This window comes from Streptomyces sp. AC512_CC834, from assembly GCF_019049325.1.
Classification (GTDB): domain Bacteria; phylum Actinomycetota; class Actinomycetes; order Streptomycetales; family Streptomycetaceae; genus Streptomyces.
Genome location: NZ_JAGMUO010000041.1, coordinates 1 through 13,223, shown reverse-complemented (window position 1 = coordinate 13,223; position 13,223 = coordinate 1). Strand labels below are relative to the sequence as shown.

At 71.2% G+C, this 13,223-nt stretch carries 17 protein-coding genes; 9 read left to right on the top strand and 8 right to left on the bottom strand.

Annotation, left to right across the window (positions count from 1 at the left end; genetic code table 11):
• Nucleotides 1–10: 10 nt before the first annotated feature.
• Complete coding sequence (locus tag KUM40_RS17240; protein ID WP_217166869.1) at nucleotides 11–472, bottom strand: hypothetical protein; 462 nt, start codon at nucleotides 470–472, stop codon at nucleotides 11–13.
• Nucleotides 473–538: 66 nt separating this feature from the next.
• Between KUM40_RS17240 and KUM40_RS17235 the strand changes: the two genes are divergently transcribed.
• The 4 genes from KUM40_RS17235 (at nucleotide 539) to KUM40_RS42145 (ending at nucleotide 2,553) form a co-directional block, all read left to right on the top strand.
• Nucleotides 539–1,138: a histidine phosphatase family protein gene (locus KUM40_RS17235; RefSeq protein ID WP_217166868.1), complete on the top strand. Its 600-nt coding sequence runs from the start codon at nucleotides 539–541 to the stop codon at nucleotides 1,136–1,138.
• Between the two features lie 59 nt (nucleotides 1,139–1,197).
• Nucleotides 1,198–1,863, top strand: a complete 666-nt coding sequence (locus KUM40_RS17230) for a hypothetical protein (protein ID WP_217166867.1) — start codon at nucleotides 1,198–1,200, stop codon at nucleotides 1,861–1,863.
• Nucleotides 1,864–1,926: 63 nt separating this feature from the next.
• Entirely contained in the window at nucleotides 1,927–2,349 is a 423-nt protein-coding gene (locus tag KUM40_RS17225; protein ID WP_217166866.1) for a thioesterase family protein, read from the top strand.
• Between the two features lie 75 nt (nucleotides 2,350–2,424).
• Nucleotides 2,425–2,553 carry a hypothetical protein gene (locus tag KUM40_RS42145; protein ID WP_302180870.1) on the top strand — a complete coding sequence of 43 codons (129 nt, stop codon included), beginning with the start codon at nucleotides 2,425–2,427 and terminating at the stop codon, nucleotides 2,551–2,553.
• Between the two features lie 67 nt (nucleotides 2,554–2,620).
• On the opposite strand, the gene KUM40_RS17220 is transcribed toward KUM40_RS42145, so the two are convergent.
• The 7 genes from KUM40_RS17220 to KUM40_RS17190 form a co-directional block, all read right to left on the bottom strand.
• Nucleotides 2,621–4,012 (bottom strand): nucleobase:cation symporter-2 family protein, encoded by a 1,392-nt coding sequence (locus KUM40_RS17220; RefSeq protein WP_217166865.1) that lies wholly within the window; start codon nucleotides 4,010–4,012, stop codon nucleotides 2,621–2,623.
• Between the two features lie 243 nt (nucleotides 4,013–4,255).
• Nucleotides 4,256–5,644, bottom strand: coding sequence for an 8-oxoguanine deaminase (locus tag KUM40_RS17215; protein ID WP_217166864.1), 1,389 nt, complete (start codon nucleotides 5,642–5,644; stop codon nucleotides 4,256–4,258).
• Between the two features lie 139 nt (nucleotides 5,645–5,783).
• Nucleotides 5,784–6,719: a factor-independent urate hydroxylase gene (gene pucL / locus KUM40_RS17210; protein WP_217166863.1), complete on the bottom strand. Its 936-nt coding sequence runs from the start codon at nucleotides 6,717–6,719 to the stop codon at nucleotides 5,784–5,786.
• A 7-nt stretch (nucleotides 6,720–6,726) separates the two neighbouring features.
• Nucleotides 6,727–7,146: a hydroxyisourate hydrolase gene (uraH, locus tag KUM40_RS17205; RefSeq protein ID WP_217166862.1), complete on the bottom strand. Its 420-nt coding sequence runs from the start codon at nucleotides 7,144–7,146 to the stop codon at nucleotides 6,727–6,729.
• Nucleotides 7,143–7,658: a 2-oxo-4-hydroxy-4-carboxy-5-ureidoimidazoline decarboxylase gene (uraD, locus tag KUM40_RS17200; protein WP_217166861.1), complete on the bottom strand. Its 516-nt coding sequence runs from the start codon at nucleotides 7,656–7,658 to the stop codon at nucleotides 7,143–7,145. The genes uraH and uraD overlap by 4 nt, the downstream gene beginning before the upstream one ends.
• Nucleotides 7,659–7,806: 148 nt before the next feature.
• Nucleotides 7,807–8,175: a helix-turn-helix domain-containing protein gene (locus KUM40_RS17195; RefSeq protein ID WP_217166860.1), complete on the bottom strand. Its 369-nt coding sequence runs from the start codon at nucleotides 8,173–8,175 to the stop codon at nucleotides 7,807–7,809.
• Entirely contained in the window at nucleotides 8,172–8,435 is a 264-nt protein-coding gene (locus KUM40_RS17190; protein ID WP_217166859.1) for a thiamine-binding protein, read from the bottom strand. Before KUM40_RS17190 ends, KUM40_RS17195 begins: the two co-directional genes overlap by 4 nt.
• Before the next feature lie 148 nt (nucleotides 8,436–8,583).
• Between KUM40_RS17190 and KUM40_RS17185 the strand changes: the two genes are divergently transcribed.
• From KUM40_RS17185 to KUM40_RS17165, 5 genes are all read left to right on the top strand, one after another.
• Nucleotides 8,584–9,423 carry a TIM barrel protein gene (locus KUM40_RS17185; RefSeq protein WP_217166858.1) on the top strand — a complete coding sequence of 280 codons (840 nt, stop codon included), beginning with the start codon at nucleotides 8,584–8,586 and terminating at the stop codon, nucleotides 9,421–9,423.
• A 30-nt stretch (nucleotides 9,424–9,453) separates the two neighbouring features.
• Complete coding sequence (locus KUM40_RS17180; RefSeq protein ID WP_217166857.1) at nucleotides 9,454–10,356, top strand: 2-hydroxy-3-oxopropionate reductase; 903 nt, start codon at nucleotides 9,454–9,456, stop codon at nucleotides 10,354–10,356.
• A gap of 194 nt (nucleotides 10,357–10,550) precedes the next feature.
• Nucleotides 10,551–12,029, top strand: a complete 1,479-nt coding sequence (locus tag KUM40_RS17175; protein ID WP_217166856.1) for a catalase — start codon at nucleotides 10,551–10,553, stop codon at nucleotides 12,027–12,029.
• A 452-nt stretch (nucleotides 12,030–12,481) separates the two neighbouring features.
• A complete protein-coding gene (locus tag KUM40_RS17170; protein WP_217166855.1) occupies nucleotides 12,482–12,748 on the top strand; it encodes a hypothetical protein in 267 nt (88 codons plus the stop codon).
• 77 nt (nucleotides 12,749–12,825) lie between these two features.
• On the top strand, nucleotides 12,826–13,223 hold a 398-nt coding region (locus KUM40_RS17165; RefSeq protein ID WP_217166854.1), incomplete at its 3' end, for a TIGR04222 domain-containing membrane protein.

Sequence of the window (13,223 nt, the reverse complement as noted above, 5' to 3'; positions counted from 1 at the left end):
CCCACGGGTGCTACCCGTGGAAGAGGACCTGGCGGACCGGATGGCCGAGCGCGTTCGCGACGCGGGCGAGTTCGTCGTCCGACAGCCAGCCGCGCCCCGGGTACAGAACGTCGATCCCGAACCGGGCGAAGCCGCACGGCCAGTCGTACACCAGGTCGTTGAGCGAGGTTCTGGCCCCGCAGCAGGGCGGTGTGGTGCTCAGCGTGGTGAAGCCTTCCTCGTACCGGAGCGTCACCTCCTGGCCCCACCACTGCCAGCTCAGCTCCACCCCGCATCCCGGGCAGAGGATGCGCTTCAGGTTCTGCCCGCACTCGACAACCTGGACCGTGTCGTGCCACCTGACCTCCTCCTCGCCCAGGCCGTCCCGGTCCGGAAGGAGTTTGGTCACGACCGCCGCGGCCCGCTCGGCCGCCTCCTCTGCGGGCTGCCACCAGGGATCGGTCGGCATTATGGTCAGGTAGTTGTCACTCACGGGGATCACTGAAGCAGGCGGCACTGACAAGCGGCCGCGGCGGATCCCGCGCCGTAGCCTGGGGGCATGGGTGATCTTTTTCTGGTCCGGCACGGTGAGACCGAGTGGTCGCGCTCCGGGCGGCACACCGGGCTGACGGACGTCCCGCTGACCGAGAAGGGGCGGGAGCAGGCGCGGAGTCTGGTGCCGTTGATCCGGTCGCATCGGATCGGGGCCGCCTTCGTCAGCCCGTTCCAGCGGGCCCGGGAGACGGCCGAGCTGATCGGGCTGCACGAGGTGCGGATCGAGCCGGACCTGCACGAGTGGGACTACGGCGGCTACGAGGGGATCACGACCGTCGAGATCCACCGGAGCCGGCCGGACTGGTTCCTGTTCACGGACGGCGTCACGCCCGGGCCGCCGGACCATCCCGGGGAGACGCCCGAGCAGGTGGGTGAGCGGGCCGACCGGGTGCTGGCCACGGTGGAGGCCGCGTTCGCCAACACCGAGGGGTGTGTGGTGCTGGTGGCGCACGGGCACTTCCTGCGGGTGCTGACCGCGCGGCATCTGGGGCTTCCGCCCTCGCACGGGGCGCTGTTCCAGCTAGGCACCGGCACGCTGTGCCGACTGGGCACGGAGCACGGGCGGCCGGTGATCGCCGCCTGGAATGTCAGACCTCCGTCGTAGTCTTCGTAGGCGTCGAAGGCGTCGAAGGCGTGATCGCCGGTGAGGGAAGGAGGGGTGCCGTGGCTCTGTCGCCCACCGTCGCGCAGCGGCGTGTCATCGACGCCGCCGATCCCGGGACCGGACGCCTGAAGGGCACCGAGGCGCAGCTCGCGGCGCTGGTGAAGCGGGGGCTCGCCTTCCGGCATCCGCGCCCGCCGCACGACCACTTCCTGACACCGGCCGGGCACCGGATACGGGAGGCGGCCGGGGAGACGACCGGGGAGCCGGACGTGCCGAAGCCGCCCGCGCCTGCCGCGCCTGCCGCGCCGGACGCCGGGGGTGTGTTCGCCGCGCGGGTCGGCGGGGAGGAGGCCGCCGCGGGCGAGGTGGGGTCCGCGCGGCTGCGGGAGGTGCGCGGTGCCTGGCAGGGGCTGCTTGAGCTGCGCCGGATGACGCATCCCGACGGGAGCACGGACCGGCCGTGCGGGTGGGAGCGGTCGCATCTCGTGCGGGCCGCCGCGCTCGCCCTGGAGGCGGCGGGGCATCGTCCGGCGGGCCCGGCCGGTGACGACGGGTATCGGGTGCGGGCAACACCGCAGCCGGAGGCCGTCGCCGTGTACGAACCGGACGGCACCGCGCTGCGAGGCTGTGCGGCGACACTGGAGCGGGCCGGATGGCAGGTCGGGGAGCACACCGAGCCGCGCTCACGCGCCCGCTATCTGCTGGCCTCCCCTCGGAAGGTGTGACGGCTCCATGCCAAGATCAATCGGGGCAGTACGTCCACACGTCCACGAGGAGAGGCAGCAGCGGTGAGCGAGCCGTTTTCCGTACCCGTGACCGTCCGCGGGTACGAGACCGACACCCAGGGCCATCTGAACCAGTCCGTGTACCTGAACTACGCAGAGCACGCCCGTTGGTCGCTGCTCCAGGCGGCCGGAATCCGGCAGGCGGAACTGGTCGCCCGCGGGATCGGGCCGGTGGCCCTGGAGACGACCATCCGGTTCCAGCGGGAGCTGCTCGCCGGTGACGAGACCACGGTGACCTGTGCGTTCGAGTGGGGCGAGGGCAAGACCTTCCGGATCCGGCAGCTCATCCGCAAGGCGGACGGCACGGTCGCGGCCGAGGTCGAGGGCGTCGGCGGGCTGATGGATCTGCGCGAGCGCAGACTGGTGGCGGACCCGCGGCAGCGTTTCAAGGAACTGGCGGTGGAGCCGGGGCTGCTCGGCCTGTAGGCCGGTAAGGCGGCCGGATCAGGCGTCCCGCGGCTCCGGGCGGTGTTCTGTGTCGTAGGAGGCGCGGCCTCCGCGATGTACAGCCGGTTGTGCTCGGCCCGGTCCGTCAACTGCGCACCGGTGGACGGCACCCACCTCACCGACGTACTGCCGCCGACGCTGCTCGGCCGGGGCGTGGCGCCGGTGTCGGCGCCATTGAGGTGACGATTGGACGGTTTGTCCCGGGCGACACGCCGACTGCGCGGCGTGTCGGCCGGGACAAACTGTCCAGTCACCCCCTGGCCACGGCCCGGGACGCCTCGGTGATCTCGTCTCCCGCCTCCATCGGGTGGGTTACCTCCTCCGCTTCGCGTTCCCCGCCGCCGCCGATGTGGTTGAAGGCCAGGTTGAGCAGGATGGCGACCACGCAGCCGGTCGAGATGCCCGAGTCGAGGACGATCCGCGCGTTCTCCGGGAACGCGTGGTAGAACTCCGGCGCCGCGATCGGGATGATGCCGACGGCCAGGGAGACCGCCACGATCAGGACGTTGTTGTCCTTGTCCAGGCTCGCCCGGACCAGGGTCTGGATGCCGCTGGCCGCGACCGAGCCGAAGAGAACCACGCCGGCGCCGCCGAGCACCGGGCGGGGTACGACGGCTATGAGCGACGCCGCCATCGGGCACAGGCCCATCAGGACCAGGAAGCCCCCGCCCACCGCGACGACGTAGCGGCTGCGGATCTTCGTCATGGCGACCAGGCCGATGTTCTGGGCGAAGGCGCTGCACGTGAAGCCGTTGAACAGCGGGCTGATCGCCGAACCGAGGGTGTCGGCGCGCAGGCCGGCCGCGATGGTCTTCTCGTCGGCCGGGCGGTCCACGATCTCGCCGAGGGCCAGCATGTCGGCGGTGGACTCGGTCATCGAGACCACCATCACCACGCACATCGAGAGGATCGCGGCGATCTGGAACTGCGGGGCGCCGAAGTGGAAGGGGGTGGGGAAGCCGAGGACGTCCGCGTCCGCGACCGGGCCGAAGTCCGTGGCGCCGAAGGGGATCGCGACGAGCGTGCCGACGACCAGGCCGAGCAGCACGGCGATCTGCTTGACGAAGCCGCGGGTGAAGCGGCGCAGGACGAGGACGATGACGAGGGTGATCCCGGCCAGGCCGAGGTTGGTGGTCGAGCCGTAGTCGTCCGCCGTGGGGCTGGGACCCTGTGCCCAGCCGAAGGCGACGGGCAGCAGGGACATGCCTATCAGGGTGATGACGGTGCCGGTGACGACCGGTGGGAAGAAGCGGATCGCCTTGCTGAAGAAGGGGGCGGCGACGAAGCCCAGGAGTCCGGCGACGATGACCGCGCCGAAGATGATCGGCAGCGCGTCGGTCTTGTCGTTGGTGGAGGCGACGATCGCGGTCATGGGGGCGACGCCCCCGAAGGTGACACCGTTGACGAAGGGCAGCCGGGCGCCGATCTTCCAGATGCCCAGGGTCTGCAGGAGGGTGGCGAGGCCCGCGGTGAACAGGCAGGCGCCGGTGAGGAAGGTGAGTTCGGTGGCGGTGAGGCCGATGGCCGCGCCGACGATCAGGGGTGGGGCGACGACTCCGGCGTACATGGCGGCCACGTGCTGGAGGCCGGTCGTCGCCATCTTGAGTGGCGGGAGTTTCTCGTCAACAGGGTGGTCGGCCACGGCGGCGTTCCTCCGGTCGGTTACACGTCGGCTCTGACGCGGGTGTCATGGAGGTGGTGCGGGTGGTGGTCGTGCGGGACCCGGACGGGCCGTTCGGGGAAACGGCAGGCCACTCCGGGGCGTGCGCGCACAAGCGCACGCCCCGGAGTCGGCCACCGTGGACCCCGCTCGGGTCCACGGTTACCGGCCGGGAGCCGTCCCTCCCGGCCGGAGATCACGTGGTATTCGGTTGTTGTACGGGGTTCAGCCCTGGGCGGTGATCCGCGCCAGGCGCCGTGCCTCGTCCCGGGTGGAGCGGGCGACGGCGTCCTCGTCGACCGTGAGCAGCCGGCCGTCCTCGACGATCTGCCGGCCGTTCACGAACGAGGCCGTGACCGGGGCCGCGGCGCCGAGGACGAGGGCCGTCACCGGGTCGGCGATCGAGGAGTGGGCGAGGGTGTCCATCCGCCACAGCACCAGGTCGGCGAGCTTGCCCGCCTCCAGTGAGCCGGTCTCGGCGGCCCGGCCCAGGACCCGGGCGCCGCCGTACGTGCCCAGGCGCAGCGCCTTGCGGGCGTTCAGCGCGGCCTCGCGGTGGGCGCCGAGGCGGTTGACGAGCAGGGCGTTGCGCAGTTCGGTGTGGAGTTCGCCGGACTCGTTGGAGGCGGTGCCGTCGACGCCGAGGCCGACCGGGACGCCGGCGGCGAGCATGTCGGGGACGCGGGCGATGCCGGCGGCCAGGCGGGCGTTGGAGGACGGGCAGTGGGCGACGCCGGTCCCGGTGCGGGCGAAGGCGGCGATGTCGGAGTCGTTCATGTGGACGCAGTGCGCCATCCACACGTCCTCGCCGAGCCAGCCGGTGGACTCGAAGTAGTCGGTCGGGCCCATGCCGAACAGTTCGTGGCAGAACTTCTCCTCCTCCACGGTCTCCGAGCCGTGGGTGTGCAGCCGCACGCCGAGCCGACGGGCCAACTCCGCGCCCTGACGCATCAGTTCGGTGGAGACGGAGAAGGGCGAGCAGGGCGCCACGGCGACCTGGGTCATGGCGTCGAAGGAGGAGTCGTGGTGCTCCTCGACGGTGGCCTCGGTGGCGGCGAGCGCGCCGTCCAGGCTCTCCACCGCGAAGTCCGGCGGCAGCCCGCCGTCGGACTCGCCGCGGTCCATCGAGCCGCGGGCGAGGGTGAAGCGGACGCCCGTTTCGCGGGCGGCGCGGATGATCGCGCCGGACAGGTCGCCGGTGCCCCACGGGTGGACGTAGTGGTGGTCCATGGCGGTGGTGACGCCGCCGCGGGCCATCATCGCGAGCGAGCCCTGGGCCGCCGCGTAGACCATCGGCTCGTCGATGCGCGCCCAGGTCGGGTACAGGGCGACCAGCCAGTCGAACAGGTTGTGGTCGGTGGCCAGGCCCCGGGTGATCCACTGGTAGAAGTGGTGGTGGGTGTTGACCAGCCCTGGTGTGACCAGGTGGCCGGTCGCGTCGATCCGGCGTACGACGTTCGCCAGGTCCTCGGGTGCCGGACCCGCGCCGACGGACTCGATCCTGTTGCCGGCGATCACCACGTGGCCCGAGGCGTACTCGGTGTCGCCCGCGTCCACGGTGGCGATCGCACCGTGCTCGATGACGGTGCGCTCGGCTGCCGATGAAGCTGCCATGCTGCTTCCTTGTCTTTCAGTGGGGCCCATGGGCGGGGAGTCGAGTACCCACGGGGAGGGCACGGCAGGACCCTGGGAGGATTTGAGTGCCGGGACCGCGCCGCGGCTCCGGGTGCCGAGATGGTGGTGGAAGAACAGGTCAGAGGTTGGTCATGTCGACCGGGATGAGCTGCTCGGCGCCGTCCCGCAGGATGGTGGCCTCGATCAGGCCGTAGGGGCGGTCGGCGACGTAGTAGACGGCGCCGTCCTTGGCCTCGTTGTCGATCCCGAAGGGCGACAGGTCGGAGCGGAAGTGGTGCTTGTTCGGCATCGAGAAGCGGATCTCGTCGACCTCGTCGCGGGTGTTGAGCACGCGCACACCCATCTCGAAGAGGGTCTGCTGGAGCGAGTACGAGTAGGTCTCGGCGAACGCCTGGAGCGCGTGCTTGCGCACCCCGCCGTACGAGCGGTCCCAGTCGGGGGCGTGCGAGTCGACGCCGTCCCAGTTGTGCCGCCACCAGGTGGAGACGGTGGTGGCCAGGATGCGGTCGTGGTCCTCCTGGAGGGTGGTGTACTTGTCCTTGAGGAAGCCGAAGAACTCGGAGTTGGTCGAGTTCAGGACGGTGAGGTCCTTGAAGCCGGAGAGCACCTGGATGCCGTGGCCGTCGTAGGTGATCTCGGCGACGCGGGTCTCCTGGCCGGTGCGGACGAAGGAGTGGGCGATCTCGTCCGCGCCGACGAAGCGGGCGCCGCCCTGCGAGGTCTCGATCCGCTCCCAGCCGTACTCCTCGACGCGGATGCGGGCCCGGTGGATGGGCGCGTTGTCGTCCACGAAGTGGCGGGCGAGCTTGACGCCGAGGTCCTCGGCGCTGTGGATCCCGTGCTCCTTGGCGAAGGCGAACACCGTGTTCTTGGTGGTGTCGGTCGGCAGGACGTTGGCGTTGGAGCCGCTGCGGTGGACCTCCTCCATGTCGCCGGACAGGGCGACGGAGACGTTCAGGTCCTTGATGTGGTGCGTGTCGCCGTCACGCGTGATCTTGACAACGCGGTTCTCCGCCTTGCCGTACTGGTTCTGTCCCAGGACGAAACGGGTCATGATTCGGTCAGCTCCCTCGGTAAACGGAGTAGCCGAACGGGTTGAGCAGCAGCGGAACGTGGTAGTGCTCGCCGGGCACCACCGCGAAGGTGATGGTGACCTCGGGGAAGAACACGGGCCGGCCGTTCTCGCTGTCCCGGAGCGCGGGGGCGTCCTGCTGGGCCGCGGCTTGTTTCTTGGCGAAGTACGTCTCGGTGTCGAAGTCGAGCCGTACGTGGGTGGTGCCCTCCGGCAGGGCCGGCAGGTCCTTGCACCGGCCGTCCGCGTCGGTCGCGGAGCCGCCGAGATCCTTCCAGTCCGCCTCGCGCCCGGTGCGGGCACTGAGGTGGACGGCGACGCCCCCGGCGGGGCGGCCGGCGCTGGTGTCCAGGATGTGCGTGGACACGGAGGCGGTGGTGCTGGTGCTGGTGCTGGTGCTGGTGCTCATGCTTGGGCGTCCTGTTCGACGAGTCGGCTCAGGCGGATGCGGTTGATCTTCCCCAGTTCGGTGCGGACGATCTCCCGCTCCTGCTCGGGCGAGTTGCCGAGCCGCTCCAGAGCCGCGTCCCGCAACTGCTCGCCGGTCCGGCCGGTGGCGCAGATGAGGAAGACGTGGCCGAACTTCTCCTGGTAGGCCAGGTTCAGTTGGAGCATCTCCGCCTTGAGTTCGTCGGCGGCCGAGGCCATTCCCGCCTGTTCGCGGGACGAGGTGGGGTCGCCCGGCTGGGGGCGGCCGATCGGCGGGTGCCCTGCCATCGCCTCCGCGAGGTCCTCGGCGCTCAGCCCGGCCATGGCGGCGTCGCTGGCGGCGTACAGGTCCTCGGGAGTGGTGAAGGGGCGGGTGGCGAGCAGTTGCCGGGCCCATGCCGTGGAGGCGCACGCCTCGTGGAGTTCGGCGCGTGCCGCGGACTCCTCGAGGGTGTTGAATCGGGCCAGGCCCGACGCGGAAGTGGACGTCACGGGAGCCTCCGTGGCCTTGTGCTGAGCGGGCGTGCCGACAGCTAACGCCCTCGGAAACAAGCCGTCAACACTTTGTTGAAAATTCGGGGTGAGAAAAGCCGCCGCCCGGTTGCCGGACGGCGGCCGGAGGCGCGCGGGACCGTGCAGGTCAGGTGCCCTTCTCACGGTTGAGGTAGTTGTAGACGGTGAAGCGGCTGACGCCGAGGGCGCTCGCAACGGTCTCCACGCCGTGCCGTACGGCGAAGGCGCCACGCGCCTCCAGGGCCCGTACGACCTCCTGCTTGGTCCGGCGGTCGAGGTCGGCCAGCGGTCCGCCCTGGCGGCGCTCCATGGCGGTCAGGATGTGATCCAGGGAGTCGGCGAGCTGGGGCAGGCGTACGGCGACGACGTCGGCGCCCTCCCAGGCGAGCACCACGTCGTCCCGGCCGGCCTCGTCCGGCGGCAGCAGCTCGCCCCCGATGGCGTCGATCAGGGGCTTCACGGCCGCGATGAAGGACTCCTCCCCCGGACCGGTCACCGCTCACCCTCCTCGACCTCGACCTCGACCACGTTGACCTGCAGTGAGATCCGGGTGGCGCCGGCCTGCAGGGAGCGGCGCAGCAGCGCGTCGACGGCGGTGAGCACCTGGTCGGTGCCGCCCTCCGCGGTGTTGCCGAACGGGCCGACGTCGACCGCGTCCAGCTCGGCGGCCTCCACGACCTCCCGGGCGACGACCGCGTGAGCGGGCGCCTCGTCGAGGTCGAAGGGTTCGGTCGTGAACTCCACTCTCAATCTCACGCCGTCAACCTAACGCGCGGTGACCGCTTTCCGCCGCCCCCTCTTGACAAGGCAGGAAGCCTGACGGCAATCTTCCATTAAGCAGAAACGAACTTCCGTATTACGGAATCCACACCATACCCCCAAGCGGAAGGGAGCGCGGCACCCCATGGGATTTGCGGATCAGCGCTTCAACGTCAACCTGTCGATCCTCTTCACGGAACTCCCGCTCCTGGAGCGTCCCGCGGCCGCCGCCGCGGCCGGCTTCACCGCGGTCGAGCTGTGGTGGCCCTGGATCGACTCGCCCACCCCTGAGCAGTCCGAACTCGACGCACTCAAGGCGGCCATCGAGGACGCCGGCGTCCGGCTCACCGGGCTGAACTTCTACGCGGGGCGGCTCCCGGGCCCCGACCGCGGCGCCCTGTCGGTCCCCGGCGAGGAGTCGGACCGCTTCCGCGCCAACATCGACGTGGCCGCCGGCTTCGCGCGGTCGCTGGGCTGCACCGCCCTCAACGCCCTGTACGGCAACCGCGTCGAGGGCGTGGACCCGGCCGAACAGGACCGGCTCGCGCTGGAGAACCTGGTCCTCGCCGCCCGCGCGGCCGACCGGATCGGCGCGATCCTGCTGGTCGAGGCGCTCAACGCGCCCGAGTCGCCGCTGTACCCGCTGGTGTCGGCGCCGGCCGCGATCGAGGTCGTCGACAAGGTCAACGAGGCCACCGGACTCGGCAACGCCAAGTTCCTCATGGACCTCTACCACCTGTCCATGAACGGCGAGGACCTCCCGCAGGTGATCGACGCGTACGCCGCGAAGACCGGCCACGTCCAGATCGCCGACAACCCGGGCCGCGGCGCCCCCGGCACGGGTTCCCTCCCGCTGGCGGAGCTGCTCGACCGCCTGGCCAAGGCCGGTTACGAGGGCTGGGTCGGCCTGGAGTACAAGCCGGGCGACCGGCCGAGCGCCGAGGCCTTCGACTGGCTGCCCCGCGAGGCCCGCGCCGCCCGTTGATCACCACCCAGTACTGAGAGGCACCCTCACATGAGCAACAACCTTCCCTCCGTCGCCTGGATCGGCCTCGGCATCATGGGCTCCCCCATGTCCGAGAACCTGATCAAGGCGGGTTACCGGGTCACCGGCTTCACCCTGGAGCAGGACAAGCTGGACCGCCTGTCCGCCGCCGGCGGCACCGTGGCCGGCTCGATCGCCGAGGCCGTGCGCGACGCGGACGTCGTCGTCACCATGGTGCCCGCGTCGCCGCAGGTCGAGGCGATCGCGTACGGCCCCGACGGCATCCTGGAGAACGCGCGGTCCGGCGCGCTGCTGGTCGACATGTCCTCGATCACTCCGCAGACCTCCGTCGACCTCGCGAAGGCCGCGAAGGACAAGGGCATCCGCGTCCTGGACGCCCCCGTCTCCGGCGGCGAGGCCGGTGCCGTCGAGGCCGTGCTGTCCATCATGGCCGGCGGTGAGCAGGCCGACTTCGACGAGGCCAAGCCGCTGCTCGAGGCGCTCGGCAAGACCATCGTGCTGTGCGGTCCGCACGGCTCGGGCCAGACCGTGAAGGCCGCCAACCAGCTCATCGTCGCCGTGAACATCCAGGCGTGCGCCGAGGCGGTCGTCTTCCTGGAGAAGTCGGGCGTGGACCTGAAGGCCGCCCTCGACGTGCTCAACGGCGGCCTGGCGGGCTCCACCGTGCTGACGCGGAAGAAGGACAACTTCCTGGGCCGCGACTTCAAGCCGGGCTTCCGCATCGACCTGCACCACAAGGACATGGGCATCGTCACCGACGCCGCCCGCAACGTGGGCGCCGCGCTGCCGGTCGGCGCCGTGGTGGCCCAGCTCGTCGCGTCGCTGCGCGCCCAGGGGGACGGCGGCCTGGACCACTCGGCCCTGCTCCGAGCCGTGGAGCGCCTCTCCGGCGGCCAGGGCGGCCAGGCCTGAGCGGCCCGCACCCCATGAGACCTCCGGGTGGCGCCGCCGCTGACACCTGTCATGTCGCGCCCGAGCGGTGGCGCCGCCCGGAACCCATCGCAACTTCAACAAACTGTTGACGCGCCTTCGTCCCAAATCTAGGCTCCACGAAGCGGAAACAAGTTTCCGCTGCCCCTCGCACGGAAGACCACGGAAGGTCCACGATGTCGCAGCGCGTGCCCACGGCGCGAACTCTCACCACGGAGTCCGGCGCCCCGGTCGCAGACAACCAGAACTCCGCCTCCGCCGGCATCGGCGGGCCGCTCCTGATCCAGGACCAGCACCTCATCGAGAAGCTGGCCCGCTTCAACCGCGAGCGCATCCCGGAGCGCGTGGTGCACGCCCGCGGCTCCGGCGCCTACGGCCACTTCGAGGTGACCGACGACGTCACCGACTACACGCACGCCGACTTCCTGAACACGGTCGGCAGGCGCACCGAGGTGTTCGCGCGCTTCTCCACCGTGGCCGACTCCCTGGGCGGCGCGGACGCGGTCCGCGACCCGCGCGGCTTCGCGCTGAAGTTCTACACCGAGGAGGGCAACTACGACCTCGTCGGCAACAACACCCCGGTGTTCTTCATCAAGGACCCGATCAAATTCCCCGACTTCATCCACTCGCAGAAGCGCGATCCGTTCACGGGCCGTCAGGAGCCGGACAACGTCTGGGACTTCTGGGCGCACTCCCCCGAGGTCACGCACCAGGTGACCTGGCTGATGGGAGACCGCGGCATCCCGGCGTCGTACCGCCACATGGACGGTTTCGGTTCGCACACCTACCAGTGGACGAACGGCAGGGGCGAGTCCTTCTTCGTCAAGTACCACTTCAAGACCGACCAGGGCATCCGCAGCCTGACCGCCGAGCAGGCGGCAGAGATCGCGGGCCAGGACCCGACCTCGCACCAGACGGACCTCGTGCAGGCGATCGAGCGCGGTGTGCACCCGTCCTGGACGCTGTACGTGCAGCTCATGCCGGTGGCCGAGGCGGCGAGCTACCGCTTCAACCCGTTCGACGTGACCAAGGTGTGGCCGCACGGCGACCACCCGCTGCGCCGCGTGGGCCGGCTGGTGCTCGACCGCAACCCGGACAACGTCTTCGCCGAGGTCGAGCAGGCCGCGTTCTCCCCGAACAACTTCGTTCCGGGCATCGGCCCGTCCCCCGACAAGATGCTCCAGGGCCGCCTGTTCGCCTACGCGGACGCGCACCGCTACCGCCTGGGCGTCAACCACACCCAGCTCGCGGTGAACGCCCCGAAGGCGGTGCCCGGCGGCGCGGACAACTACGGCCGTGACGGCCTGATGGCGTCCGGCTCCCAGGGCCGCGGGGCGAAGAACTACGAGCCGAACTCCTACGACGGCCCGGCCGAGACCGGCCGCCCGCTGGCGGCCCCGCTCCCGGTGTCCGGTCACACGGGCACCCACGAGGCACCGCTGCACACCAAGGACGACCCCTTCTTCCAGGCCGGTGAGCTGTACCGGCTGATGAGCGAGGAGGAGCGGAAGCGACTGGTCGCGAACATCGCCGGCGGCCTGTCCCAGGTCTCCCGGGGCGACGTGGTCGAGAAGAACCTCGCGCACTTCCACGCCGCCGACCCGGAGTACGGCAAGCGTGTGGAGGAGGCGGTCCGCGCCCTGCGCGAGGACTGACCCACCGGCTCGCGCGCGGAACCCGGCCGGGGAGGCCGGGACCGTGCGCGCGGCCCGCGCAGGCACCGAAGCGGCCCGGATGAGGGGTGAGCGCCAGGTGCGGGCGCGGGCAGGGCGAGGACCGCGGCGGCCAGCGAGCCAGTGCGGTGGTGAAGGGCACGGACGTTCCTCCTACGACCTGAGGGGAGGAGCCGTTCCGGCCCGTCGCACCGCCGCGGTCCCAGCCACCCCGCCTCTTCGCAACCCGCGAAGAGGCCCCCACGACTCCGTCCGGCGGCGCGAACGACCTGTCGCGCCCAGCCTCGCGCCGCCGGACGGACACCACGTGAAGAACCTTCACCGGCCGAGCGGCGCCGGATGCGGACGGTCCCGCATCCGGCGCCGCTCGGCGTTCGGCGTTCACCGGCGTGCGCCGGGGTGCGGTTTCCGCGTCCGCGCAGCAGCCTGAAGGCATGGCACCTCCCACGACGCCCCCACCGGAGCATCCGCACATCGTCGTCCACTCCCCCGCCCTCGACGGCTCCCGCCGGGTCACGTCGGGCGCGGAGACGCTGGGCGTCGCCTCGCACATCGACGACGTCGCCGAGCTGCTGCGGCTGGCCGACCTGTACGTGACCGACGTCGAGTCGAGCGACCTGGTCGAGTGGCAGGGCGGCGGCCCGGAGGACTGGCCGGGGCTGCACGAGCACCACGGGCACCACGAGCACCACGGTGGCTGAACGCGCGTAGGAGCCACCGGCAGCGGGCACAACCCCCGGCAACCCCCGGCAACACGGGGGCGCACGGGGGTGGTGTCGTGGACGGTGGCACGGAGATCGGGTGGGAGCCGCACGAGATCGCGCTGCTGGGCGGCGGTCCGCGAGCCGCCGTCACGGTGGCGGTGGTCGCCCTGCACCTGCGGGGCGCCGTCGAGACCGGCCCGCGCAGGACGCTGTGCGCGTCGGGTCCGGAGCCGGAGGGACTGGGGCCGTTCGAGGGGACCGTGCTGGACTGTCTGCGCGAGCCGCTCACCGCTCGCGAGCTGGTCCGGAACCCGGACGTGCGCCTGGCGCTCGCCCTGACGCGCATCCCGCTCGCGGAGGACGGGCTGCTGGGCCACCCCTGGCTCAGGCCGACCCGCGGCGCCCGCCGGCGCGTGGCGTTCTGGCGGGAGCGGCACCCGCTGCCGGCGGTCAGGCACGGACTGGCGGACGA